The organism is Streptomyces inhibens (assembly GCF_022221585.1).
Taxonomy (GTDB): domain Bacteria; phylum Actinomycetota; class Actinomycetes; order Streptomycetales; family Streptomycetaceae; genus Streptomyces; species Streptomyces inhibens.
Map to the genome: position 1 here is coordinate 2,056,297 of NZ_CP084681.1, position 23,696 is coordinate 2,079,992.

The 23,696-nt window shown below is 70.6% G+C and carries 22 protein-coding genes; 3 read left to right on the top strand and 19 right to left on the bottom strand.

Annotated features, from left to right (window positions below):
- Positions 1-69: 69 nt before the first annotated feature.
- On the top strand, positions 70-825 hold the full coding sequence (locus tag KI385_RS09545) for a DUF2470 domain-containing protein (protein ID WP_238577636.1): 756 nt from the start codon (positions 70-72) through the stop codon (positions 823-825).
- A gap of 69 nt (positions 826-894) precedes the next feature.
- Here the strand turns inward: KI385_RS09545 and KI385_RS09550 are convergent, their stop codons facing one another.
- From KI385_RS09550 to KI385_RS09565, 4 genes are all read right to left on the bottom strand, one after another.
- Positions 895-2,265 (bottom strand): replication-associated recombination protein A, encoded by a 1,371-nt coding sequence (locus KI385_RS09550; protein WP_425356894.1) that lies wholly within the window; start codon positions 2,263-2,265, stop codon positions 895-897.
- Between the two features lie 95 nt (positions 2,266-2,360).
- A complete protein-coding gene (locus tag KI385_RS09555; RefSeq protein ID WP_238571767.1) occupies positions 2,361-3,002 on the bottom strand; it encodes a vitamin K epoxide reductase family protein in 642 nt (213 codons plus the stop codon).
- 234 nt (positions 3,003-3,236) lie between these two features.
- On the bottom strand, positions 3,237-4,499 hold the full coding sequence (gene hisS / locus KI385_RS09560) for a histidine--tRNA ligase (protein WP_238571768.1): 1,263 nt from the start codon (positions 4,497-4,499) through the stop codon (positions 3,237-3,239).
- An 11-nt stretch (positions 4,500-4,510) separates the two neighbouring features.
- The gene (locus KI385_RS09565; protein ID WP_238571769.1) at positions 4,511-5,242 is read right to left on the bottom strand and encodes an MBL fold metallo-hydrolase; all 732 of its coding nucleotides are present in this window, start codon (positions 5,240-5,242) and stop codon (positions 4,511-4,513) included.
- Positions 5,243-5,402: 160 nt separating this feature from the next.
- Between KI385_RS09565 and KI385_RS09570 the strand changes: the two genes are divergently transcribed.
- Together KI385_RS09570 and KI385_RS09575 are read left to right on the top strand one after the other, a co-directional pair.
- The gene (locus tag KI385_RS09570; RefSeq protein ID WP_238571770.1) at positions 5,403-6,233 is read left to right on the top strand and encodes a peptidylprolyl isomerase; all 831 of its coding nucleotides are present in this window, start codon (positions 5,403-5,405) and stop codon (positions 6,231-6,233) included.
- Between the two features lie 253 nt (positions 6,234-6,486).
- Positions 6,487-7,716 (top strand): DUF349 domain-containing protein, encoded by a 1,230-nt coding sequence (locus KI385_RS09575; protein WP_238571771.1) that lies wholly within the window; start codon positions 6,487-6,489, stop codon positions 7,714-7,716.
- Between the two features lie 62 nt (positions 7,717-7,778).
- Here the strand turns inward: KI385_RS09575 and KI385_RS09580 are convergent, their stop codons facing one another.
- From KI385_RS09580 to pgsA, 15 genes are all read right to left on the bottom strand, one after another.
- On the bottom strand, positions 7,779-10,415 hold the full coding sequence (locus KI385_RS09580) for a RelA/SpoT family protein (RefSeq protein WP_425356895.1): 2,637 nt from the start codon (positions 10,413-10,415) through the stop codon (positions 7,779-7,781).
- Positions 10,416-10,588: 173 nt separating this feature from the next.
- A complete protein-coding gene (locus tag KI385_RS09585; RefSeq protein ID WP_238571772.1) occupies positions 10,589-11,137 on the bottom strand; it encodes an adenine phosphoribosyltransferase in 549 nt (182 codons plus the stop codon).
- The gene (secF, locus tag KI385_RS09590; RefSeq protein ID WP_238571773.1) at positions 11,134-12,255 is read right to left on the bottom strand and encodes a protein translocase subunit SecF; all 1,122 of its coding nucleotides are present in this window, start codon (positions 12,253-12,255) and stop codon (positions 11,134-11,136) included. Before secF ends, KI385_RS09585 begins: the two co-directional genes overlap by 4 nt.
- Before the next feature lies 1 nt (position 12,256).
- A complete protein-coding gene (secD, locus tag KI385_RS09595; RefSeq protein ID WP_238571774.1) occupies positions 12,257-14,047 on the bottom strand; it encodes a protein translocase subunit SecD in 1,791 nt (596 codons plus the stop codon).
- Positions 14,048-14,199: 152 nt separating this feature from the next.
- Entirely contained in the window at positions 14,200-14,742 is a 543-nt protein-coding gene (gene yajC, locus KI385_RS09600; RefSeq protein ID WP_238571775.1) for a preprotein translocase subunit YajC, read from the bottom strand.
- 162 nt (positions 14,743-14,904) lie between these two features.
- A complete protein-coding gene (gene ruvB, locus KI385_RS09605; RefSeq protein ID WP_425356896.1) occupies positions 14,905-15,993 on the bottom strand; it encodes a Holliday junction branch migration DNA helicase RuvB in 1,089 nt (362 codons plus the stop codon).
- 82 nt (positions 15,994-16,075) lie between these two features.
- The gene (gene ruvA / locus KI385_RS09610) at positions 16,076-16,696 is read right to left on the bottom strand and encodes a Holliday junction branch migration protein RuvA (RefSeq protein ID WP_238571776.1); all 621 of its coding nucleotides are present in this window, start codon (positions 16,694-16,696) and stop codon (positions 16,076-16,078) included.
- Entirely contained in the window at positions 16,693-17,262 is a 570-nt protein-coding gene (ruvC, locus tag KI385_RS09615) for a crossover junction endodeoxyribonuclease RuvC (RefSeq protein ID WP_238571777.1), read from the bottom strand. Before ruvC ends, ruvA begins: the two co-directional genes overlap by 4 nt.
- Positions 17,263-17,465: 203 nt before the next feature.
- Positions 17,466-18,218, bottom strand: a complete 753-nt coding sequence (locus tag KI385_RS09620) for a YebC/PmpR family DNA-binding transcriptional regulator (protein WP_238571778.1) — start codon at positions 18,216-18,218, stop codon at positions 17,466-17,468.
- 63 nt (positions 18,219-18,281) lie between these two features.
- Positions 18,282-18,872 carry a pyridoxal 5'-phosphate synthase glutaminase subunit PdxT gene (gene pdxT, locus KI385_RS09625; RefSeq protein ID WP_238571779.1) on the bottom strand — a complete coding sequence of 197 codons (591 nt, stop codon included), beginning with the start codon at positions 18,870-18,872 and terminating at the stop codon, positions 18,282-18,284.
- Between the two features lie 8 nt (positions 18,873-18,880).
- Entirely contained in the window at positions 18,881-19,792 is a 912-nt protein-coding gene (gene pdxS, locus KI385_RS09630; RefSeq protein WP_238571780.1) for a pyridoxal 5'-phosphate synthase lyase subunit PdxS, read from the bottom strand.
- A 263-nt stretch (positions 19,793-20,055) separates the two neighbouring features.
- Positions 20,056-20,601, bottom strand: coding sequence for a LemA family protein (locus tag KI385_RS09635; protein ID WP_238571781.1), 546 nt, complete (start codon positions 20,599-20,601; stop codon positions 20,056-20,058).
- A gap of 65 nt (positions 20,602-20,666) precedes the next feature.
- Positions 20,667-21,827 carry a glycosyltransferase family 4 protein gene (locus tag KI385_RS09640; RefSeq protein ID WP_238571782.1) on the bottom strand — a complete coding sequence of 387 codons (1,161 nt, stop codon included), beginning with the start codon at positions 21,825-21,827 and terminating at the stop codon, positions 20,667-20,669.
- Positions 21,824-22,798: a phosphatidylinositol mannoside acyltransferase gene (locus KI385_RS09645; RefSeq protein WP_238571783.1), complete on the bottom strand. Its 975-nt coding sequence runs from the start codon at positions 22,796-22,798 to the stop codon at positions 21,824-21,826. Before KI385_RS09645 ends, KI385_RS09640 begins: the two co-directional genes overlap by 4 nt.
- Positions 22,795-23,451 carry a phosphatidylinositol phosphate synthase gene (gene pgsA / locus KI385_RS09650; RefSeq protein WP_238571784.1) on the bottom strand — a complete coding sequence of 219 codons (657 nt, stop codon included), beginning with the start codon at positions 23,449-23,451 and terminating at the stop codon, positions 22,795-22,797. The genes KI385_RS09645 and pgsA overlap by 4 nt, the downstream gene beginning before the upstream one ends.
- Between the last annotated feature and the right edge of the window lie 245 nt (positions 23,452-23,696).

Sequence of the window (23,696 nt, forward strand, 5' to 3'; positions counted from 1 at the left end):
CGTCCCATGGATGACGCCCAGCAGCCCACTGCCGCCGAGCGCGTACGAACCCTCGTCGAGTCCCATGGTATGGCGTCTTTGAACGTCCCCGGCGTCGAGGACCCCGACGAGACCGGCCTCTCGGCTCCCGTCTGCCGGACGGTGACACCCGACGGAGACGTGCTGTTGCTGGTTCCTGGGGACTGTGCGGCGGCCCGGGCGGCCGCACACGCGCAGGACGACGATCTGACCGCCGTGATGGAGATCACGGACGTCGCACCGGTTTCGGTGCCCCATCGCATCCGTGGAAGGGCCTGGGTGGCCGGCTGGCTGACCCCGGTACGCAACGAGCAGCGCGCCGAGGCCGCGATGCTGCTCGCGGAGCGGCACCCCGTGGGCGAGCTGCTCGGTATCGGCGAGGCGCTGCAGCCGGACCCGGGACCGGGCATGTACGGGCGGACCGCCTGGATGATGCTGCGCCTGGAGGTCGGCGAGGGCGCCGTCGACGACCTGTGGGGCGCCGAGCCCATCGAACCCGACGACTTCGCCCACGCCGCCCCCGATCCGCTGATCGCCCACGAGGCGGAGTTGCTGCAGCATCTGCACGCGGCGCACAGCGAGCAGGTGCGCGGGCTGTGCGCGCTGCTGGGCGACCGCGGGGAGGTCTGCGGGCTGCGCGACCGGGCCGTGCCGGTGGGTCTGGACCGCTTCGGGCTGCGGGTCCGCTTCACGGACGCCGAGCAGCGGTCCTTCGACGCGCGCTTCGACTTCCCGGAGCCGGTGCGGGATGTGGCGGAGCTGCGGCGGGCGATGCACGTCCTCTTCGAGGCCGCCGCGACGGAGTAGGCCGCCGCCGGTCAACCGACCGCGGCACAGCGGGTGTTGACCGCCCCGGGCCGGCTGCGCGGCGGCGCCCTATTCGGCGGCGCCCTCGCCGGAGGCGCCGCGCAGCCGGGCGCGGACCCGCTCGGCGACATCGGCGTAGCGCGCCTCCGCGCCGTGCCGCGTCGGGGTGTAGTAGCGCTTGCCGTGTACCTCGTCCGGTGCGTACTGCTGGGCCGCGATGCCGCCCGGCAGGTCGTGCGGATACTGATAGCCCTGGCCGTGGCCGAGCTTCTGGGCGCCCTTGTAGTGGCTGTCGCGCAGATGGGGCGGCACCGCACCGGCCTGGCCGGCCCGGACGTCCGCCAGCGCGGCGTCGATCGCCAGATACGCGGCGTTCGACTTCGGTGCCAGAGCGAGCGCGATGGTGGCCTGACTCAGGGTGATCCGGGCCTCCGGGAAACCGATCATCGCCACCGCCTGGGCGGCGGCGACCGCCGTCTGCAGCGCCGTCGGATCGGCCAGACCGATGTCCTCGCTGGCCGAGATCATCAGCCGGCGGGCGATGAACCGGGGGTCCTCCCCCGCCTCGATCATGCGCGCCAGGTAGTGCAGCGCGGCATCGACGTCCGAGCCGCGGATGGACTTGATCAGCGCGCTGGCGACGTCGTAATGCTGATCGCCGTCCCGGTCGTACTTCACCGCAGCCCGGTCGACGGACTCCTCCAGCGTCTGGAGGGTGATCTCCTTCTCGCCCTTGGCCAGCGCCGAGCCGGCACCGGCCTCCAGGGCCGTCAGCGCGCGCCGGGCGTCACCGCCCGCGATACGCAGCAGATGTGCCTCGGTGTCGTCGGGGAGCGTGACCGAGCCGGCGAGGCCGCGGGCATCGGTCAGCGCGCGCCGCATCAGCCCGCGCAGATCGTCGTCCGTGAGGGGTTCGAGCGTCAGCAGCAGCGAGCGGGAGAGCAGCGGCGAGATCACCGAGAAATACGGGTTCTCGGTCGTCGCGGCGATCAGGGTGACCCAGCGGTTCTCCACGGCCGGCAGCAGGGAGTCCTGCTGGGCCTTGCTGAAGCGGTGGATCTCGTCGAGGAAGAGGACGGTCTCCCGGCCGAAGCCGCCCGAGGCGCGCCGGGCACCGTCGATGACCGCGCGGACCTCCTTGACGCCGGCCGTGATCGCGGAGAGCTCCACAAAGCGCTTGTTCGTCGCCTGGCTGACGACATACGCCAGCGTCGTCTTGCCGATACCGGGCGGCCCCCACAGGAACACCGAGGACGGCCCCGCGGGGCCGCCGTCGCCCTCGCCGACAAGGCGGCGCAGGGGCGAGCCCGGCTTGAGCAGATGCTGCTGCCCCACGACCTCGTCGAGGGTGCGCGGACGCATCCGCACGGCGAGCGGAGACCCCGCGGGGTCCTTCTCCTGGCGGTCTTCGGCGGCGGCGGTGAACAGGTCGGGCTCCACGTCCATGAGCCTATGTCACCCCACTGACAACGCCCCGGCCGCCGTCATGGACGGGCCGGGGCGCCAGGGTCGTACGAGCAGGCTCAGGGGGTGTCCTAGAGCAGGGTGCTCCAGTACGACCACCACTTGGTGAGGATGAGCAGCGCGATCACGCCGTACCAGAGCACCGGCACGACCCAGTGGAACTCCAGCACCGTCCTGCGCAGCCCCTCGGGGGCCGGGATGATGCCGTGCTTGAGGTTGTGCGCGGTGGTGTACCAGAACATCAGGATGGTGACGCACCAGGTCAGCGTGCACCACAGGCACAGCGAGTTGATGCTGTACAGCGACTGGGCCATCAGCCACATGCAGAAGACCGTGGCGAGCCCGGTACCGACGTTCAGTCCGATCCAGTACCAGCGGCGGAAGCGGGCGCCGGCGAGCAGGGCCATGCCGACCGCGATGACCACCCCGAAGCCGACCAGCCCGGCCATCGGGTTCGGGAATCCGAAGACCTCCGCCTGCTTGCTCTGCATGATGTTGGTGCAGGAGAGGATCGGGCTGAGGCTGCAAGCCGGTTTGAAGTTCGGGTCCTTCAGCAGCTCGAACTTGTCCAGCGTGATGATCCAGGCCGCCAGGATGCCCAGCGCGCCGGTGATCACCAGGAGCAGAGCGAAGCCGCGACCCGCGCCGATGGTGCCCGAGTCGCTCGCGTGGTCGTCGTCGATGGACACGTCATCAACCGCTGTCATCGTCATATCGCCGTTCCGTCGGTCGCTGGGAGATGAGGCCGGGCGGGCCCGCAGGACCGCGGGCGCGCGCTTCATTCTGCCCCAACTGAACGACAGCCCACCGTTCGCTGCGCATAAACAGAGGGAACCCGCGCGCCTGCTGTTGACGTAAGGGGCCCGGACGGTCAACCCCCGTCCGGGCCCCTCCACACCGTTCGATTGCGTTTACGAGCCTCCAGGAGAGGCCCTACGCGTACGGCCTCAGCCCAGCCGGCGCCGGACCTCCTCGACCATGGTGTCCAGCGCGACCGGCGTCTGCTCGCCGCTCTCCAGGTCCTTGAGCTGGACGACGCCCTCGGCCAGATCCCGCTCGCCGGCCACGATCGCCAGCCGCGCGCCGGAGCGGTTGGCGGACTTCATGGCGTTCTTCAGGCCCTTGCCGCCGTACGCGAGGTCGGTGGCGACACCGGCCCGGCGCAGCTCGGTGACCGCGCCGAACAGCACCCGGCGGGCCTCCTCGCCGAGCGGCACCGCGTACACGGCGGTGGCGGCGGGGATGTCGAGCGTGATGCCCTCCGCCTCCAGCGCGAGCACCGTACGGTCGACGCCCAGCGCCCAGCCGACGGACGGCAGCGCGGGGCCGCCGATCATCTCCGAGAGGCCGTCGTAGCGGCCGCCGCCACCCACCGCGGACTGCGAGCCGAGGCCGTCGTGGACGAACTCGAACGTGGTGCGGGTGTAGTAGTCCAGGCCACGGACCAGCTTCTCGTCGTCCTCGAAGGCCACGCCCGCCGCGGTCAGCAGCTCGCGCACCTGCTCGTGGTACGCCTTGCAGGCCTCGCAGAGGTAGTCGCGGAGCATCGGCGCGCCGGTCAGCTGCTTCTGCACCGCGTCGCGCTTGTCGTCCAGGACGCGCAGCGGGTTGATGTCGACCCGGCGCCGGGTGTCCTCGTCCAGTTCGAGCCCGCGCAGGAAGTCCTGCAGCGCGGCGCGGTAGACGGGGCGGCACTCCTGGTCGCCCAGGGAGTTCAGCAGGATGCGGAAGTTCCGCAGGCCCAGCGCGCGGTAGGCCTGGTCGGCCAGGATGATCAGCTCGGCGTCGAGCGCCGGGTCCTCGGCGCCGATGGCCTCGGCACCGACCTGGGAGAAGTGGCGGTAACGGCCCTTCTGCGGACGCTCGTAGCGGTAGTACGAGCCGGAGTACCAGAGCTTGACCGGAAGGTTGCCGGCCTTGTGGAGGTTGGCCTCCAGTGCGGCACGCAGCACGGAAGCGGTGCCCTCGGGGCGCAGCGCGAGCTTGTCGCCGCCCTTGGTCTCGAAGGCGTACATCTCCTTGGTCACGATGTCGGTGGACTCACCGACACCGCGCGCGAACAGCTCGACGTTCTCGAATCCGGGCGTCTCGATGTAGCCGTACCCGGAGTTCTTCAGCGGTGCGGCGATCGCCTCACGCACCGCGAGATAGGTGGCGGACTGCGGCGGAATCAGGTCGTACGTGCCCTTGGGGGCCTTGAAGGTGCTCACGGAAGGTCTCGTCACATTCCTCGTCGTGGAGCGGCGCTGAAGCCGTCTCCGAGGCCGGCGGCCACCTCCCGCAGGAAGGGGTTGGTGGCGCGCTCGCGGCCGATGGTGGTCTGGGGGCCGTGGCCGGACAGGACGACGGTCGAGTCCTCCAGCGGGAGGCATACGCGCTCCAGCGACCGGAGGATCTCGGCGTGGTCGCCGCCGGGCAGATCGGTGCGTCCGATGGAGCCGGCGAACAGCAGGTCGCCCGAGAAGAAGACCGGCGGGCACCCCTGATGTGCCGGAGTGGCCGCCTGCTCGGGCATCCTGAACGTCACCGACCCCTTGGTATGGCCCGGGGCGTGCGCGACGGAGAACTCCATCCCGGCGAGTTCCAGGGCGGCACCGTCGCTCAGCTCCTTGACGTCGTCCGGCTCACCCACCGTGAGTTCGCCCATGAGCTGCTGACCGATGGAGCGGCCGATGGCCCTCTCCGGGTCGCTCATCATGTAGCGGTCCTCGGGGTGGATCCAGGCCGGGACGTCGTGCGCGCCGCACACCGGGACGACCGAGGCCACATGGTCGATGTGGCCATGGGTGAGGACGACCGCGACGGGCTTGAGCCGATGCTTTTTGACCGCGTCCTCGACTCCTTGGGCCGCCTGGTGGCCCGGGTCGATGATGACGCACTCCTCGCCGGCGGCGGGGGCGACCAAGTAGCAGTTGGTGCCCCAGGCCCCGGCGGGGAACCCGGCAATCAGCACGTTCGTCCTTAAGGATCGGTGTGGAGGGCGGACCGCAAGGCCGCTCCCGGACATCTCGGCAGCTCCAGAGCCTACCGGCGGGACTCCCGGCAGAGCGAACCCGTATACGGTACGGCCACGGCGGACGACAGCGATCGATGCTCAGACAAGGAGACGACCGGTGGTCAGCAAGGATCAGCGGCGGCGGCAACTCGCCCGGGAGAAGTTCGAGCGCCAGCAGCAACGGCGGTCCGTGGACCGGCGCAAGGCCAAACGCCGCAATGTGCTCATCGCGGCCGCCGTGGCCGTAGCCGTGGCCGCCGGTGCCACCGCCTACGCCTCCGCCGGACTGGCCGACGGCAACGAGGACGCCGACCGGGCAGCGGCGACACCGACGCCCTCCAAGGCACCGGACCCGTGCGGCAGGCCCGCCAAGGGCACGCCGTCGACGAAGACCTGGAAGAAGGAGCCGGCGATGTCGATCGACACCTCGGCCTCCTACTCCGCGAAGCTGTCGACCACCTGCGGCACGCTGCAGCTGAAGCTGGACGCGGGCAAGGCGCCGCACACGGTCAACTCCTTCGCGTTCCTGGCCGGCCAGGGCTACTTCGACCACAGCACGTGCCACCGCCTGGTCGACGAGGGGATCCACGTCCTGCAGTGCGGTGACCCGAAGGGCACCGGCCAGGGCACGCCCGGCTACACCCTCCCCGACGAGAACCTCAAGGACCGGCGGCTCAAGGGCGGTGTCTATCCGGCGGGCACGGTCGCCATGGCCAACCGTTACGACGGCAAGGACGACAAGACCCGCAACTCCGGCGGCAGCCAGTTCTTCCTCGTCTACCAGGACAGCGAGCTGCCCCCGAACTACACCCCGTTCGGCACCATCACCGGCGGCATGGACGTGCTGCGCAAGATCGCCGACGCCGGCTCGACGCGCGACCCGGCGACCGGCAACACCAAGCCCAACGCCACCGTCGTCATCGACAAGGCAACCGTCACCAAGTCCTGACCGGCAGGCCGGCACGGGGGCGGCGCGCCGTCGCTCCCGTGCGGGAACCGCGGAATTTCGGTCGTGCTGGATGCGGACAGCCGACCGCCCGTCGCCTAGATTGGCGTTTGTGTAGGGTGCCTGCTCCGACGGCTGCCACCCGCACCCGCAAGACACCCCGTCGGACCGGCCAGGGCGCGGCTCTGCCGGACAGAAACTGTGGACGATGCCGGGGGGCCGCACGCCCCCGTCGGCATCATGTGGAGGAGGCGCTGTGAGCAGCGACCCATGGGGCCGCGTCGACGAGACGGGGACCGTGTACGTGCGTACCGCCGATGGCGAGCAGGTCGTCGGATCGTGGCAGGCGGGAACCCCCGAGGAGGCCCTCGCCTACTTCGAGCGCAAGTATGAGGGCCTGGTCGTCGAGATCGGCCTCCTCGAGCGCCGGGTCAAGACCACCGACCTGTCGGCGAAGGACGCGACGACCGCGATCGACCATCTGCGCCAGCAGGTCGACGAGCACCACGCGGTGGGCGATCTGGACGCGCTGAGGAAGCGGCTGGACAAGCTCGTCGAAACCGTCGAGTCGCGCCGCGAGGAGCGCAAGGCGCAGAAGGCCAAGCAGAGCGACGAGGCCCGGCACGCCAAGGAGAAGCTGGTCGCCGAGGCCGAGGAGCTGGCGGTCAGTGAGCAGTGGCGGGCGGCCGGTGAGCGGCTGCGTGCGCTGGTCGACATCTGGAAGGGCCTGCCGCGGCTCGACCGCAAGGCGGACGACGAGCTGTGGCACCGCTTCTCGCACGCCCGCTCGGCGTTCTCCAAGCGGCGCAAGGCGCACTTCGCTTCGCTGGACGCCCAGCGCGAGGAGTCGCGCAAGGCGAAGGAGAAGCTGGTCGCCGAGGCCGAGTCGCTGTCGAGCTCGACGGACTGGGGGGCCACCGCGGCCCGCTACCGCGAGCTGATGGCGGAGTGGAAGGCCGCGGGCCGCGCCCAGCGCGAGCACGAGGACGATCTGTGGAACCGCTTCCGCGGCGCCCAGGACATCTTCTTCCAGGCGCGCGGCGAGACCTTCGCGGAGCGCGACGCCGAGCAGCGGGAGAATCTGACGCGCAAGGAGGAGCTGGCCGTCGAGGCCGAGAAGCTGCTCCCGGTCTCGGACCTGAAGGCCGCACGGGCGGCGTTCCGGTCGATCAACGAGCGGTGGGAGGCCATCGGCCACGTCCCGCGGGACGCCCGCCCGAAGATCGAGGGCCGGATGCACGCCGTGGAGCGCGCCATCCAGGAGGCCGAGGAGGCCGAGTGGCGGCGTACGAACCCTGAGGCGCGGGCCCGCGCCGCGGGGCTGACCGGTCAGCTCCAGGACGCCGTCGACAAGCTGCAGAAGCAGATCGACACCGCCCGGGCGGCCGGCAACAACGCCAAGGCCGACAAGCTCGGCCGCGAACTGGAGGGCCGCAAGGCGCTGCTGGACCAGGCGCTCAAGGGCCTGGAGGAGTTCGGCGGCTGAGAGAGCGACGTACAGAGGCGGCCCCGGTACGTATCCCGTACCGGGGCCGCCTCTGTATGTCGTTACGGCCTGCGGGCCGAGGTCACCCGATAGACGTCATAGACGCCCTCCACACCCCGCACGGCCTTCAGCACATGCCCCAGATGCTTGGGGTCGCCCATCTCGAAGGTGAAGCGGGAGGTGGCGACGCGGTCGCGGGAGGTCTGCACGGCCGCCGAGAGGATGTTGACGTGCTGGTCGGAGAGGACCCGCGTGACGTCCGACAGGAGCCGGGAGCGGTCCAGGGCCTCGACCTGGATGGCAACCAGGAAGACCGAGGACTGGGTGGGCGCCCACTCGACGTCGAGTATCCGCTCCGGCTGCCGGGACAGCGAGTCGACGTTGACGCAGTCGGCGCGGTGCACCGAGACGCCACTGCCGCGGGTGACGAAGCCGATGATGGGGTCGCCCGGCACCGGCGTACAGCAGCGGGCGAGCTTGACCCACACATCGTCGACGCCCTTGACGACCACGCCGGGGTCGGAGCTGGAGCGGCGCTTGGAGCGCGGCCGGATCGGCGTCGACTCGGCGATGTCCTCGGTGGCCTCGTCCTGGCCGCCGAGCGCCTGCACCAGCTTCTGGACGACGCTCTGCGCGGCGACATGGCCCTCGCCGATGGCGGCGTAGAGCGACGAGATGTCCGGGTAGCGCATCTCGTGCGCGAGGGTGACCAGGGAGTCGCCGGTCAGGATCCGCTGGATGGGCAGATTCTGCTTGCGCATGGCGCGCGCGATGGCGTCCTTGCCCTGCTCGATCGCCTCGTCGCGGCGCTCCTTGGAGAACCAGCCGCGGATCTTGTTCCGGGCCCGCGGGGACTTGACGAAGCCGAGCCAGTCGCGGGACGGTCCGGCGCCCGGCGCCTTGGAGGTGAAGACCTCCACCAAGTCGCCGTTGTCCAGGGTGGATTCGAGCGGTACCAGCCGCCCGTTGACCCGCGCTCCTATCGTGCGGTGGCCGACCTCGGTGTGCACCGCGTACGCGAAGTCGACGGGGGTGGCACCGGCCGGCAGCGCTATGACATCGCCCTTGGGCGTGAAGACGAAGACCTCGTTGCGGGACAGGTCGAAGCGCAGCGACTCCAGGAACTCGCCCGGGTCCTCGGTCTCCTTCTGCCAGTCGAGCAACTGCCGCAGCCAGGCCATGTCGTTGACGGTGTCCTGGCCGGCGCCCTTGCCGACGCCCTTGGGCACGTCCGTACGCACCTTGGACGTGCCGGCGACCGCCTCCTGCTTGTACTTCCAGTGGGCGGCGATGCCGTACTCGGCGCGGCGGTGCATGTCGAAGGTACGGATCTGGAGCTCAACGGGCTTGCCGCTGGGGCCGATCACGGTCGTGTGCAGCGACTGGTACATGTTGAACTTGGGCATCGCGATGTAGTCCTTGAACCGGCCGGGGACCGGATTCCATCGCGCATGGATGGTGCCGAGGGCCGCGTAGCAGTCCCGGACCGTGTCGACGAGGACGCGGATGCCCACCAGGTCGTAGATCTCGGCGAAGTCGCGGCCGCGCACGATCATCTTCTGGTAGACGCTGTAGTAGTGCTTCGGGCGGCCGGTGACGGTGGCCTTGATGCGGGCGGCGCGCAGATCGGCCTGGACCTCGTCGGTCACTATCGCCAGATACTCGTCGCGCTTGGGCGCCCGCTCGGCGACCAGCCGCACGATCTCGTCGTACATCTTGGGGTAGAGGATCGCGAAGGCGAGGTCCTCCAGCTCCCACTTGATGGTGTTCATGCCCAGGCGGTGGGCGAGCGGAGCGTAGATCTCCAGCGTCTCGCGGGCCTTCTTCTCCTGCTTCTCCCGCTTGAGGTAGCGCATGGTGCGCATGTTGTGCAGCCGGTCGGCGAGCTTGATCACCAGGACCCGGGGGTCCTTGGCCATCGCGACGACCATCTTGCGCACCGTCTCGGCCTGCGCGGCCTCGCCGAACTTGACGCGGTCGAGCTTGGTGACGCCGTCGACCAGCAGCGCGACCTGGTCGCCGAAGTCGCTCCGCAGGGTGTCCAGGCCGTATTCGGTGTCCTCGACGGTGTCGTGCAGCAGACCGGCCATGAGGGTGGCCGGGTCCATGCCCAGCTCGGCGAGGATCGTCGTCACCGCGAGCGGGTGGGTGATGTACGGGTCGCCGCTCTTGCGCTTCTGGCCGCGGTGCCAGCGCTCGGCGACCTGATAGGCGCGCTCGATCTGGCGCAGCGTCGCGGTCTCGATCTTGGGGTCATTGCCGCGGACGGCCCGCAGCAGCGGTTCCAGGACCGGGTTGTACGGGCTGGAGCGCTGGACGCCCAGACGGGCGAGGCGGGCCCGGACACGGTTGGGGGAACCGGAGCGGCCGGCGGGAGCGGGCGGCAGCGGCTTGGGCGCGGCGGGCTGGTCGGCCTTGGTGGGCGGCTTGGGCGCCCGGGCCGGCGCTGTCGCGGGCTGCGGCGAGGAGGCGGCGGGCTGGTCGGCCTTGGCAGGCGGCTCGGTCGCCGTGGCGGGCCGGTCGGCGGCCGTGGGCGGGCCGGCCGGCGGCCGGGGCTTGGCGGTGCCGTCGGGCGCGCTGTGCCGCTCGGGCGTGGGCGCGTCCGAGGAAGCCGCGGCCGGCTTCGGCTCGTCCGGGCGCGCGGCGTGGGATCCCGCCGGACGCAGTCCGGGGGAGAGCGGCTGGGCCTCGTCTGGCAAGAGCACTCCTCAAGCGGTTCCGGACCCCAGGACCTCGAACGGGCCGGGGTGCCATGGTATCGACCCCAAGGCCGCGGCTCCCCCGCGGCCATGGGTCCGTACATGACACAGCAGCAGGGGCCCCCGGATTTCTTCCGGGGGCCCCTGCTGCCGGTGTGGTGTCCGAGGTCGGCTCAGACCGTGATCAGGGCCTCCAGCGGTGCGCCCTTCAGGCCCGGTTCCACCCGCTGCCGCCCGGCGAGAAAGCCCAGCTCCAGCAGCACCGCCAGGCCGGCGATCTCGGCGCCCGCACGGCGGATGAGCTGCAGCGATGCGTCGGCGGTGCCGCCGGTGGCGAGCACGTCGTCGATCACCAGCACCCGGTCGCCGGGGGCCACCGCATCGGCGTGGATCTCGATCTCGGCGGTGCCGTACTCCAGCTCGTACGCCTGGCCGAGCGTCGCGCCGGGCAGCTTGCCCGCCTTGCGTACGGGGACGAACCCGACGCCGGCGCGGATCGCGACCGGGGCGGCGAGGATGAAACCGCGCGCCTCCAGGCCCGCGACCTTGTCCACCCGATGCCGCTCGCACAGTTCGGCAAAGGCGTCGGTCAGCGCGCCGAAGGCGACCGGGTCGGCCAGCAGCGGGGTGATGTCCTTGAACACCACGCCCGGCTGCGGATAGTCCGGAACATCGGTGATACGGCTGAGGAGCAGCTCGCGCAGAGCTCCGCCGGCGTTCATCGGCGCTTGCCCGACGGACGGCCGCGGCCACGGCCACGGGAGGCGGGCTGGTGCCGCGGTCCGACGACCGCCGTGCCGTCGCCGTCCTCGGCTTCCTCGCTGCCGGGGAGCTCGCCCTGCGGGTCCTCCTGGCTCTCGCCCTTGGCCGCGGCCGCGGCGCGCTTCGCCTGCACCCGCTTGGCCAGCGCCTTCATCTGCGGCTCGCGGCCCTTCAGGTCGGCGACCAGCGGGGTCGCGATGAAGATCGAGGAGTACGCACCGGCGGCGAGACCGACGAAGAGGGCCAGCGAGATGTCGTTGAGCATGCCCGCGCCCAGCACACCGCCACCGACGAACAGCAGACCGGCGACGGGGAGCAGCGCGACAACGGTGGTGTTGATGGAGCGCACCAGGGTGCCGTTGATGCTGCGGTTGGCGATCTCGCTGTAGGTGAAGCGGGTCTGCTTGGTGATGTCCTTGGAGGCTTCCTTGAGACTGTCGAAGACGACGACCGTGTCGTAGAGGGAGTAACCGAGGATCGTCAGCAGACCGATGACCGTGCCCGGGGTGACCTCGAAGCCGACCAGGGCGTAGATGCCGACCGTGATCGTGAGGTCGTGGATCAGGGCGACCAGGGCGGCGAGCGCCATCCGCCACTCGAAGGCGATGGCCAGATAGAGCACCACCAGAACCATGAAGATCCCCAGGCCCAGCCAGGCCTTGTTGGCGATCTCCTCACCCCAGCTCGGACCGACCAGCTGGGTGTTGACGTCCTTGACCGGGACGTTCAGGTCCTTGGCGAGCGCTTCCTGGACCGGCAGCGACTGCTTGGTGTCCAGACCGCTGATCTGGATGCGCAGCGCACCACCGCCGAGCTTCTGGACGACGACCTGATGCTCACCGGCCACCGACTCGGCCTTGTGCTGCGCCTCCGTGGAGGACACCGAGGTCTTCGGGGTGGTGAAGACCGCGCCACCGGAGAACTCGATGCCCATGTTCAGACCGCGCACCGCCAGGCCGACGATGGCCGTGATGGTGATGAGGATCGAGATGCCGTACCAGATCTTCCGCTTGCCGACGAAGTCGTAGCCGACCTCGCCGCGGTAGAGCCGGGCGCCGACGTTTCCGAGCTTGGACATCTCACGCCTCCTTCGTGTGCGTAAAGGCGGTGCTACGGCTACGGCGCAGCGGCGGCTTGGCGCCCAGACGCTGGGGATCGAGGCCGGACCAGGAGTGGCCTTCGTAGAAGAACTTCCGCCGGGCCAGCAGCGTCATCAGGGGCTTGGTGAAGAAGAAGACCACGACGACGTCGAGGACGGTGGTCAGGCCGAGCGTGAACGCGAAGCCCTGCACCTTGCCGACGGTCACGATGAACAGCACCGCGGCGGCCAGGAACGACACGAAGTCGGAGACCAGGATCGTACGGCGGGCGCGCGGCCAGCCACGCTCGACGGCCGGGCGCAGGGTGCGGCCCTCGCGGATCTCGTCCCGGATGCGCTCGAAGTAGACGATGAACGAGTCGGCCGTGATGCCGATGGCGACGATGGCGCCACAGACGGCCGGCAGGTTGAGCGCGAACTGGATGGCCGGGCCCAGCAGCGTCATGATCGTGTACGTCAGGATCGCGGAGACCCCGAGGCTCGCCAGCGCCACCAGGGCCAGACCCCGGTAGTAGGCGACGAGGTAGATGACGACCAGCGCGAGGCCGATGGCGCCCGCGACGAGGCCAGCCTGGAGCTGCTCACCGCCGAGCGCCGCGGTGACCGTGGTCTCGTCGACGATCTTGAAGGAGAGCGGCAGGGCGCCGTAGGACAGCATGTTGCTCAGGTCCTCGGCGGACTGCTGGGTGAAGCCGCCGGAGATGGTGGCGTTGCCGCCGTTGAGCCGCTCCCTGACGCGCGGGTCGGAGACCACCGCGCCGTCCAGGACGATCGCGAACTGGTTCTGCGGCGGCACCTTGGTGGCGAGCTTGCCGGTGATGTCCGCGAACTTCTTGCCACCGTCGGAGGTGAAGTCCATCTGGACGATCCAGCCCTGGCCCTGCTGGCTGTCGAAGACGGCCTTGGCGTCCTTGACGTCGGTGCCCTCGACGGCGACCGGGCCGAGCACGTACTTCTGCGTACCGTCGTCCTTGCACGCGACCACCGGGTCGCTGGGCTTGGAGGCGGCGGCCCTCTCACCGGCCGCGGCGCGCGAGGCCTTGGTGGAGCAGTCCAGCGCGGCGAACTGCTTCTGCAGCGACGCGGGGACGTCGGAGGCACCACCGGCCGGCGGCGTCGGCGGGGTGGCGGGCTTGGAGGACCCGGAGGCGGTGGGCGGGGCGGACGGCGCCTTCTTCAGGGAGTCCGTGACGGCGCGGCCCTGGGTCGTGGCGCTCGCGCTGGGCGTCGGCGAGGACGAGGCGTTCTGCTTGCCGCTGTCCTGGCTGCCCGTGGCCTTCTCACCGGTGGCCTTGTCGCCCTTGCCCTTGTCGTTCTTGCCGCCCTTGGAGGGGCTGGGCGTGGGCTCGGGAGTCTTGGTGCCCGCGGTGGTGGTCAGCACCGGCCGGAAGCCGAGCTGAGCGGTGGTGCCGACCTGCTGGCGAGCCTGCTTCGCGTTCGTCCCCTTGGGGATGTTCACGATGATGTGGTTCTCGCCCTGGGTCTGCACCTCGGTCTCGGACACACCCAGACCGTTGACCCGCCGGTCCATGATTCCCGCGGCGGTCTTCATGTTGGTCTCGTTGATCGCGTTGGGCTTGCCCGGCTGGTTCTCCGCCTGGAGCGTGAAGCTGGTGCCGCCGGCCAGGTCGATGCCCAGTCGGGGCGCCAGCGTGCCGGAGTAGAACATGCCTCCGATCAGCCCCGCCATCGCGAGGAGGACCAGGATCAGGGTGCGGCCCGGATGCCCCTGGCTCGCGGGCGCCCTGCGGCCCTTCTTCGGTGCTGCCACCTTCTCGTATCTCCCTGTCCAACCCCTCGGCCTGGGATGTCGGCCGAAGAGCCACGAAGTCTTGTGGGGACGTGCCCCCCGCCGGAGCCTAGACCGTTCCGGAACCGCGGTGCACGTCACATCGCGTGCTCCGCGGTTCCGTGGAGAGCGGACTACTTCGCGTCGTCGCCGGACTTCTTCTCGTCCTTGGCGGCGTCCGCGTCGGCCTTGACGGTGTCCTTGGCGTCCTTGGCGTCCTTGGCTTCGGTTGCGGCCTCGGCCTCGGCGGCGGGCTCGGCGTCGGCCGGGGTCTCGGCCTTGCCCAGGTCGATCTTGTCGGCCTTGTCACCCGTTTCGGTGGCGTCGCCGGCGGTGTCGCCGGTCAGCGAGGAGGCGTCGTCCGGGACGATCGGCTCGTCACCGTGGATCGGGTCGGCACCGTCCAGAATGCGGTTGTACTCCTCGTCCGCGAGCACCGCGCCGATGGCGTTCTTGGCGTAGATGGCGTGCACGCCGGGGGCGACCTCCAGAAGGACGGTGTCCTCGTGGATTTCCTTGACGGTCGCGTACATGCCACCGATCGTGCGGACGCCGGTGCCGGCCTGCATTTCATTGCGCATCTGCTGGGCTGCCTGCTGCTTCTTCTTGGCAGACCGCGTCATCAGGAACATGGCCCCGATGAGGACGATGAAGGGGAGGAGAGTCACGATACTCACGGGACGGAAATCCTTCGCACGACCGCGGCTTCGCGGTCTCATATACGGGGGTGGGTATGCCGGTCCATACGGACGGCATCGGCGGAGTCTAAGCGAGTCCCCACCAGTGGAACAACGCCCAGCATCGCACCGCAGTTCCTGACCGGGCGAGTCTCCGCGCCGTCACGCCCCGAACAGGCCCTGCTGTCCGCTTCCGCCCGCTTGCTGCGGCGGGACCATCCCGAGATGGGCCCAGGCGGCCGGGGTCGCGATCCGGCCCCTGGGGGTCCGGGCCAGCAGCCCCTCCCGTACGAGGAACGGCTCGGCGACCTCCTCGACCGTCTCGCGCTCCTCCCCCACCGCGACCGCGAGGGTGGACAGACCCACCGGGCCGCCACCGAAGAGCTTGAGCAGGGCCGTGAGCACACCGCGGTCGAGGCGGTCCAGGCCGCGGCCGTCGACCTCGTAGACATCGAGGGCCTGCGAGGCGATCTCGCGGGTGATCACGCCGTCGGCCTTGACCTGGGCGTAGTCGCGGACGCGACGCAGCAGGCGGTTGGCGATACGGGGGGTGCCGCGGGAGCGGCCGGCGATCTCGGCCGCGCCCTCTGCCTCTATTTCGACGTCCAGCAGTCCGGCCGAGCGGTGGATGACCCGCTGCAGCTCGGCGGGGGCGTAGAACTCCATATGACCGGTGAAGCCGAAGCGGTCGCGCAGCGGGGGCGGCAGCAGACCGGCCCTGGTCGTGGCGCCGACCAGGGTGAACGGCGGGAGCTCAAGGGGGATGGCGGTGGCTCCCGGGCCCTTGCCGACGATCACGTCGACCCGGAAGTCCTCCATCGCCATGTAGAGCATCTCCTCGGCGGGCCGGGACATCCGGTGGATCTCGTCGAGGAAGAGGACCTCGCCCTCCTGGAGGGAGGAGAGGATCGCGGCAAGATCACCGGCGTGCTGGATGGCGGGGCCGGAGGTGATACGGATCGGGGCGCCCATCTCGGCGGCGATGATCATCGAGAGGGTCGTCTTGCCGAGGCCCGGCGCCCCGGACAGCAGGACATGGTCGGCGGTGGCGCCACGGGCGCGGGCCGCGCGCAGCACCAGGTCGAGCTGTTCGCGCACCCGCTCCTGGCCCACGAACTCTTCGAGGTCCTTGGGCCGCAGCGCGGCCTCGACCGCGGTGTCCTCGCCGTCCGCGTCGGCCCCGACCAGCCGGTCGGGCGCGCCCATGGCGGCGTCCTCGGCGATGGGTGGTGCGGTGTCGTCCCAGTTCACTGCGGATTGCCTCGCGGGGTCGGGGCGGCCGGGCCGCCTGCGGGGTCGTTCGGGCGGGGGCGCGGGGCCCGGGTGGCGGTGGTCATCGCGTCCGGTTCAGGGTCTGCAGGGCGGCCTTGAGCAGCTGCGGCACCTGGGGTGCTCCGCCGGCGGCGACCGCCGCCTCGGCCTGCGGGGCGACCGCGGTGACCGCTTCGTCGGCCTCGCGGGTGGCATAGCCGAGCCCGATCAGCGCGGCGTGCAGCTGGTCGCGCCAGCCGGGCGTCACGGCGCTGCCGATGCCGGCGCGGCCGGTGCCGATCGGCTCGCCGAGCCGGTCCTTGAGTTCCAGGAGCAGCTTTTGCGCGCCCTTCTTGCCGATGCCGGGCACGGCGGTGAGGGCCTTCTCGTCTCCGGTGGAGACGGCGAGGCGCAGCGCGTCCGGGGAGTGCACCGCGAGCATGGCCTGGGCGAGCCGGGGGCCGACGCCGCTGGCGGTCTGCAGCAGCTCGAAGGTCTGCCGTTCGTCGTCGTCGGCGAAGCCGTACAGCGTGAGCGAGTCCTCGCGGACGACGAGGGAGGTGGCGAGCTTGGCCTGTTGTCCGAGGCGCAGCGCGGAGAGGGTGTTCGGCGTGCACTGGACGGCCATGCCGATCCCGCCGACCTCGACGACGGCGGCGTCCGGTGCGAGGGCCGCGACCGGGCCGGAGACGAAGGCGATCATCGGGTGCCCTTCTGGGGTGCCCGGCGGATGCCGGGGGCGGGAACGGGGGCGGCGCGGCGGGCCGCGGCCTGCGCCTGCTGGAGGCGGTTGACCGCGGGCGCGCGCCAGATGTGGCAGATGGCAAGGGCGAGGGCATCGGCGGCGTCGGCCGGTTTCGGTGGTGCGTCGAGCCGCAACAGGCGGGTGACCATCGCACCGACCTGGGCCTTGTCGGCCCGCCCTGATCCCGTGACGGCGGCCTTGACCTCGCTGGGGGTGTGCAGCGCGACCGGCAGTCCACGGCGGGCCGCGCACAGCATGGCGACCGCGCTGGCCTGGGCGGTGCCCATGACCGTACGGACGTTGTGCTGGCTGAACACCCGCTCCACGGCGACGAATTCGGGGCGGTGGGTGTCCAGCCACTCCTCTATCCCGCGCTCGATGAGGACCAGGCGGTGGGCGATGTCCGCGTCCGCCGGGGTGCGGACGACGCCGACGCCGGCCATCTTCAGCGGACGGCCGGCGACGCCCTCCACCACGCCGACCCCGCATCGGGTCAGCCCCGGGTCCACGCCCAGTACGCGCACGATGCCCCCCTTCCTCGGCCAACCGACAGACTGTTCGTGCAGGTTATCGGCTGCCACTGACAATGCGTCGGGGGCCGGGCGGTGTGGCCGCCGTCCGGGCCGGGTCCGACACGCGCGGACCGCTCAACGGCCTTGCCCACAGCAGACGCAACGGCCCGCCGGATCTCTCCGGCGGGCCGTTGTCGTGGTCTGGGCGGTGCCCGTCAGGCGTCGACCTTGGCCATCACATCGTCCGAGACGTCGAAGTTGGCGAAGACGTTCTGCACGTCGTCGCTGTCCTCCAGCGCGTCGATCAGCTTGAAGATCTTGCGCGCGCCCTCTTCCTCCAGCTCGACCTGCATGGTCGGGACGAAGTTGGCGTCGGCCGAGTCGTAGTCGATGCCGGCCTCCTGGAGGGCGGTGCGGACCGCGACCAGGTCGGTGGCCTCGCTGAGCACCTCGAAGGACTCACCGAGGTCGTTGACCTCCTCGGCGCCCGCGTCCAGGACCGCACCGAGAACGTCGTCCTCGTTCAGCTCACCCTTGGGGACGATCACCACGCCCTTGCGGTTGAACAGGTAGGACACCGAGCCCGGGTCGGCCATCGAACCGCCGTTGCGGGTCATGGCGACGCGGACGTCCGAGGCGGCACGGTTGCGGTTGTCGGTGAGGCACTCGATGAGCACCGCGACACCGTTGGGGCCGTAACCCTCGTACATGATCGTCTCGTAGTCGGCGCCACCGGCCTCAAGGCCGGCACCGCGCTTGACCGCGGAGTCGATGTTCTTGTTGGGTACCGAGCTCTTCTTGGCCTTCTGGATGGCGTCGAAGAGAGTCGGATTGCCGTCCGGGTCGGCGCCGCCCGTGCGGGCCGCGACCTCGATGTTCTTGATCAGCTTCGCGAAGAGCTTGCCGCGCTTGGCATCGATCACGGCCTTCTTGTGCTTCGTCGTAGCCCATTTAGAGTGGCCGGACATCCGCCTGTCTCCTTCGCGTAACCAATTTCCGAAACGAACGCCTTAGATCCTACCGGGGCTGCGTCACAGGGTGTTACGCACCATGTCCACGAACAAGTGGTGGACCCGGTGGTCACCGGTGAGCTCCGGGTGGAAGGACGTGGCGAGGACGTTACCCTGCCGGACGGCCACGGTGTGCCCGTTGTACGTCGCCAGGACCTCGACCGCTCCGCCGACCGACTCGACCCACGGCGCCCGGATGAAGACGCCCTCGACCGGTCCGCCGGGGATGCCGGTGACGTCGATGGCGGCCTCGAAGGACTCGTTCTGCCGCCCGAACGCGTTACGGCGCACGATCATGTCGATGCCGCCGAGCGTCTCCTGGTCCTCACGGGCGTCCAGCAGCTTGTCCGCGACCATGATCATGCCGGCGCAGGTGCCGTAGACCGGCTTGCCCGCGCGCACGAACGCACGCAGCGGCTCCAGCATGCCGAACGCGACCGCCAGCTTGGACATCGTGGTGGACTCGCCGCCCGGGATGACCAGGCCGTCGACCTCGTCCAGCTCCTCGGGGCGGCGCACCGGCCGGGCCAGGGCGTCCGACTCCGCGAGCGCGGTGAGGTGCTCGCGGACGTCGCCCTGGAGGGCCAGCACACCAATGGTGGGGGTGCTCATCTATGGTCCTACCAGCCGCGGTTGGCGTAGCGCTCGGCCTCGGGGAGGGTGTCGCAGTTGATGCCGACCATGGCCTCGCCCAGGTTGCGGGAGACATCCGCGATGACCTTCGGGTCGTCGTAGAAGGTGGTGGCCTTCACGATCGCGGCGGCGCGCTTGGCGGGGTCACCGGACTTGAAGATGCCGGAGCCGACGAACACGCCCTCGGCGCCGAGCTGGCGCATCAGGGCGGCGTCGGCCGGGGTGGCCACACCACCGGCGGAGAACAGCACGACCGGCAGCTTGCCGAGCTCGGCGACCTCCTTGACCAGCTCGTACGGGGCGCGCAGCTCCTTGGCGGCGGCGAACAGCTCGTTGTTGTCGCAGCCGCGCAGCTTGGCGATCTCGGCCTTGATCTGGCGCAGGTGACGGACCGCCTCGACGACGTTGCCGGTGCCGGCCTCGCCCTTGGAGCGGATCATGGCGGCACCCTCGGCTATGCGGCGCAGCGCCTCGCCCAGGTTGGTGGCACCACACACGAAGGGGGTGGTGAAGGCCCACTTGTCGGAGTGATTGACCTCGTCGGCCGGGGTGAGGACCTCGGACTCGTCGATGTAGTCGACACCGAGCGACTGGAGGACCTGGGCCTCGACGAAGTGACCGATACGGGACTTGGCCATGACCGGGATGGAGACGGCGTTGATGATGCCGTCGATCATGTCGGGGTCCGACATGCGGGCCACGCCGCCGTCCTTGCGGATGTCGGCGGGGACCCGCTCCAGGGCCATGACGGCGACGGCGCCCGCGTCCTCGGCGATCTTCGCCTCTTCCGGCGTGACGACGTCCATGATCACGCCGCCCTTGAGCTGCTCGGCCATTCCGCGCTTGACGCGCGCGGTTCCGGTCTCGGGGTTCTGGGGCGTGGTGGGCGTGCTGGACACGGTTTGACCTCACTCAGTGCGGGTGGCTGTACTCCTGCGCCCACACAACCCTTTGTGAGCGGGCCGGGAAAAGGGCCAATTAGAGGTCAGTGGATCGTGAGGGTGCGGAGTCGCAGATTCCGGCGCCGGGATTCCGGCTTTTCGATTCCGTCGCTCGGGTCGCGACTCCGAGGACCTGCCGCCGTGGTTCCGGCGCCCCGTTCCGGCTTCCCGGTTTCGCCCCGCGGTTTCGTCTCCCCGCTTCGTCTCCCCCGCTTCGGCGCTCAGTTTCCGGCCGAGCGGTCATCCAGGACGGCCGGAGGCTCGTCGTCCATTTCGAAGGCCAGCGGGAAGGGGGCGTGGCCGGCGAGCCGTAGATAGCGCACCACCCGGTGCCGGCGGACGGCGCGCGCGGCCCGTACGGCGTCGTTGTGGAAGCGGCGGGCCATCGGGACGCGACGGACCGCGGCGGTGAGTTCGGTGACCGTGCGCTCGCCGCCGGGCGCCTCCCGTACGGCCTCCAGCTGTCCTTCCTCGGCGAAAATGGCCCGCAGAGCCTGGCTCAGCTCACTCTCCGCGACCTCACGGTGGTCCTCCTCGGCCTGCCGGGCCTCGTGCGCGGCCTGGTAGAGAACGATCGAGGCGGCGGGATCGAGGACACCGGAGGTGCCCACCTCCTGCGCGACGGACGCGCGCCGGAGCAGCTGGGCGTCGAGAGCCGCCCTGGCCGCGTCGATCCGCGCGTGCAGGCGGTCGAGGCGGCCGGCCGTCCAGCTCAGGTAGATGCCGATGAGGACGATCGCCGCGGCGATCCAGATGAACGTGGTCACGGCGGGTCACGTTACCGCTGCGCCCGGCCCGGGCCGGCTGCGGGCAGGGCGGTGGGCGGCCGAGGTCAGTCCTTGGCGAGCCAGCGGCGGGCCCGGAGGCCCACCCGTTCGTCGGTGGCCACCGAGGCGGCGCCGGCGGTGACGGTCTCGTACACGGCGAGGATGTCGGCGCCGACCGTGGACCAGTCGAAGCGGCGTACGTGCTTGCTGCCGCGTTCGCGCAGTTCGGCCAGGCGGGCGGGGTCGCCAAGGAGGCGTACCGCGGCGGCGGCGAGGGCGTCCGCGTCCTCGTTGGTGAACAGTTCGCCGGCCTCGCCCTGGTCCAGGACCTGGGCGAAGGCGTCGAGGTCGCTGGCCAGTACGGGGGCGCCGGCCGACATGGCCTCCACGAGGATGATGCCGAAGGACTCGCCGCCCGTGTTGGGCGCGACATAGACATCGACGCTGCGCAGCAGCCGGGCCTTGTCCTCGTCGCTGACCATGCCGAGGAATTCGACCCGGGAGCGCATCTCGGCGGGCAGCGCCGCGACGGCCTCCTCCTCGTCACCGCGGCCGGCCACCAGCAACCGGGCGTCCGGCACCTCGGCGAGGATCGCGGGCAGCGCCTTCATCAGGACCGGCAGGCCCTTGCGCGGCTCGTCGATCCGGCCGATGAAGCCGATCGTCCTGCCCTGCCACTCGGCCTTGGGCTCGGCCCGGGCGAAGAAGTCGACGTCCACGCCGTTGGGGATGACCACCGCGTCACCGCCGAGGTGTTCGACGAGGGTGCGGCGGGCGTACTCGCTGACCGCGATGCGCGCGCTGATCTTCTCCAGCGCGGGCTGCAGGATCGGATACGCGGCGATCATCGCCCGCGAGCGCGGGTTGGACGTGTGGAAGGTCGCCACGATCGGGCCCTGAGCGGCCCAGCAGGAGAGCAGCCCCAGCGAGGGCGAGGCCGGCTCATGGATGTGGATGACGTCGAAGGCGCCGTTCTGCAGCCAGCGGCGCACCCGGGCCGCGGACAGGAAGCCGAAGTTGAGCCGGGCGACCGAGCCGTTGTAGGGCACCGGCACGGCACGGCCGGCCGAGACGACATAGGGCGGCAGCGGGGTCTCGTCGTCCGCCGGGGCGAGCACGGAGACCTCGTGGCCGAGCCGGATGAGATGGTCGGCCAGGTCGCGGATGTGGAACTGCACGCCGCCGGGGACGTCCCAGGCGTACGGGCAGACGATACCGATCTTCACGCCGACTCCGATCCGGAGGCCCCGGCGTCGCCCGCTCGGGGCTCCTTACGCGGCTCCAGGTCGGCGAGCCACAGGCGCTGCAGCATGTGCCAGTCCTCGGGGTGGTCGGCGATGCCGGAGGCGAAGGCGTCGGCGAGCGCCTGGGTCATCTGGGCGGCCTTCTCGACGCGGGTACCGGTCTCCGGGACCTCGATCTCCGGGTGGACCCGGCCGCGCATGACGGGGGTGTCGTCGTACCAGAGGGTGACGGGCAGCAGCATCGCGCCGGTCTGGACGGCGAGCATCGCGGGGCCGACCGGCATCTTCGTGGCCTCGCCGAAGAACTTGACCTCCATGCCGGAGCTGGACAGATCACGGTCGGCGACCAGACAGACCAGGCCGCCGTCCCGCAGCCGCCGGGCGAGCGTGCCGAAGGCGGCGCCGCCGGTGTGCGGCAGCACCTCCATGCCCAGGCCCTCGCGGTAGGCGACGAAGCGGTCGTAGAGGGTTTCGGGCTTGAGGCGCTCGGCGACGGTGGTGAAGGGGACACCGAGCTTGGTGGTGACCCAGACGCCCGCGAGGTCGTAGTTGCCCATGTGGGGCAGGGCGAGGATGACGCCACGGTCGCTCTTGAGTCCGTCGACCAGGTGGTGCACGTCCTCGGGCGCGAAACCGGTCCTTATCCGTGCCTTGCTCCAGGCCGGCAGGCGGAAGGACTCCATCCAGTAGCGCATGTACGAGCGCATCCCGGCCCGGGAGAGCTCGGCCAGACGCTGCGGAGAGGCGTCCGGGACCACCCGGGCGAGGTTCGCCTCCAGGCGGAGGATGCCCTTGCCACGGCGCTTCCACACCGTGTCGGCGATCTTCCGGCCGAGCCGTACGGCGACCCCTTCGGGCAGCTTCTTGACGGTGCTCCAGCCCAGGCCGTAGAGCGCGTCGGTGAGCTTGTCGGTGTCGATCCTCGGCCGGCCGGTCCTGCGTGGACTGCTCATGCGCTGTTTCCCCCTTGTGCGATGGCGTCGGCCTCGGCCGACTCGCGGCGTACCGTGACCACACGCTGGCCGAGCGTGACGGCACTGCCGACGCCGACGATCCACAGAGCGATCGGCAGCAGGACCTCGACGCCGGGCACCCCGAAGGCGTGCAGACCCGACAGGCCGCAGGCCACCAGCGTGATGACCAGCCGCTCGGCGCGCTCCACCAGCCCGTTGACGTCCACCGGCAGCCCGATGGCCTCACCCCGCGCCTTGGTGTACGAGACGACCTGGCCGCTGGCGAGGCAGAAGATCGCCATCGCGCAGAGCATCAGGCTGTCGCCGCGCCCGGCGTACCAGAGGGCGAGCCCGCCGAAGATCGCCGAATCCGCGACCCGGTCGAGCGTGGAGTCGAGAAAGGCCCCCCAGCGGCTCGAGCGGCCCAACTGCCGCGCCATGTTGCCGTCGACCAGGTCGGAGAAGACGAACAGGGTGATGACGACCGTGCCCCAGAAGAACTCGCCCTGCGGGTAGAAGATCAGGGCGCCGGCCACCACGCCTCCGGTGCCGACAAGGGTGACCGCGTCCGGGCTGACGCCGATACGGATGAGCAGGGCGGCGAACGGCGTGAGAACACGCGTGAAGAAAGCACGCGCGTACTTGTTCAGCATGGCCTTCCCGAAGGGTCGATATGGGCCGCGCGGTCAAGGGGCCACCGGCTGGCCCATCGTAGCCAGGAGGCTACGGGCCACCACGAACGCATCGCGGCGCAGGGCGCATCCCACGGCTCGGGGCCGCCACCGCGCGCCGCCGGGTGCGCCGGCGGGCCCCGGGAAGCGGTGCCGCAGACCCCTTGGGAGCACCGGGTCCTTGTGCCATGTATGGACGCATCATGGCCTCGGTGGAAAGCTCGAAT

What these genes read in the sequence shown, in the direction of transcription:
- KI385_RS09545 (WP_238577636.1), top strand. Translation starts at nt 70, where the DNA reads ATGGCGTCTTTGAACGTCCCCGGCGTCGAGGACCCCGACGAGACCGGC.
- pdxT (WP_238571779.1), bottom strand. Translation starts at nt 18,872, where the DNA reads ATGAGCACCCCCACCATTGGTGTGCTGGCCCTCCAGGGCGACGTCCGC.
- KI385_RS09620 (WP_238571778.1), bottom strand. Translation starts at nt 18,218, where the DNA reads ATGTCCGGCCACTCTAAATGGGCTACGACGAAGCACAAGAAGGCCGTG.
- KI385_RS09555 (WP_238571767.1), bottom strand. Translation starts at nt 3,002, where the DNA reads ATGACGATGACAGCGGTTGATGACGTGTCCATCGACGACGACCACGCG.
- KI385_RS09645 (WP_238571783.1), bottom strand. Translation starts at nt 22,798, where the DNA reads ATGAGCAGTCCACGCAGGACCGGCCGGCCGAGGATCGACACCGACAAG.
- secF (WP_238571773.1), bottom strand. Translation starts at nt 12,255, where the DNA reads ATGTCCAAGCTCGGAAACGTCGGCGCCCGGCTCTACCGCGGCGAGGTC.
- ruvA (WP_238571776.1), bottom strand. Translation starts at nt 16,696, where the DNA reads ATGATCGCCTTCGTCTCCGGCCCGGTCGCGGCCCTCGCACCGGACGCC.
- KI385_RS09585 (WP_238571772.1), bottom strand. Translation starts at nt 11,137, where the DNA reads ATGAACGCCGGCGGAGCTCTGCGCGAGCTGCTCCTCAGCCGTATCACC.
- pgsA (WP_238571784.1), bottom strand. Translation starts at nt 23,451, where the DNA reads ATGCTGAACAAGTACGCGCGTGCTTTCTTCACGCGTGTTCTCACGCCG.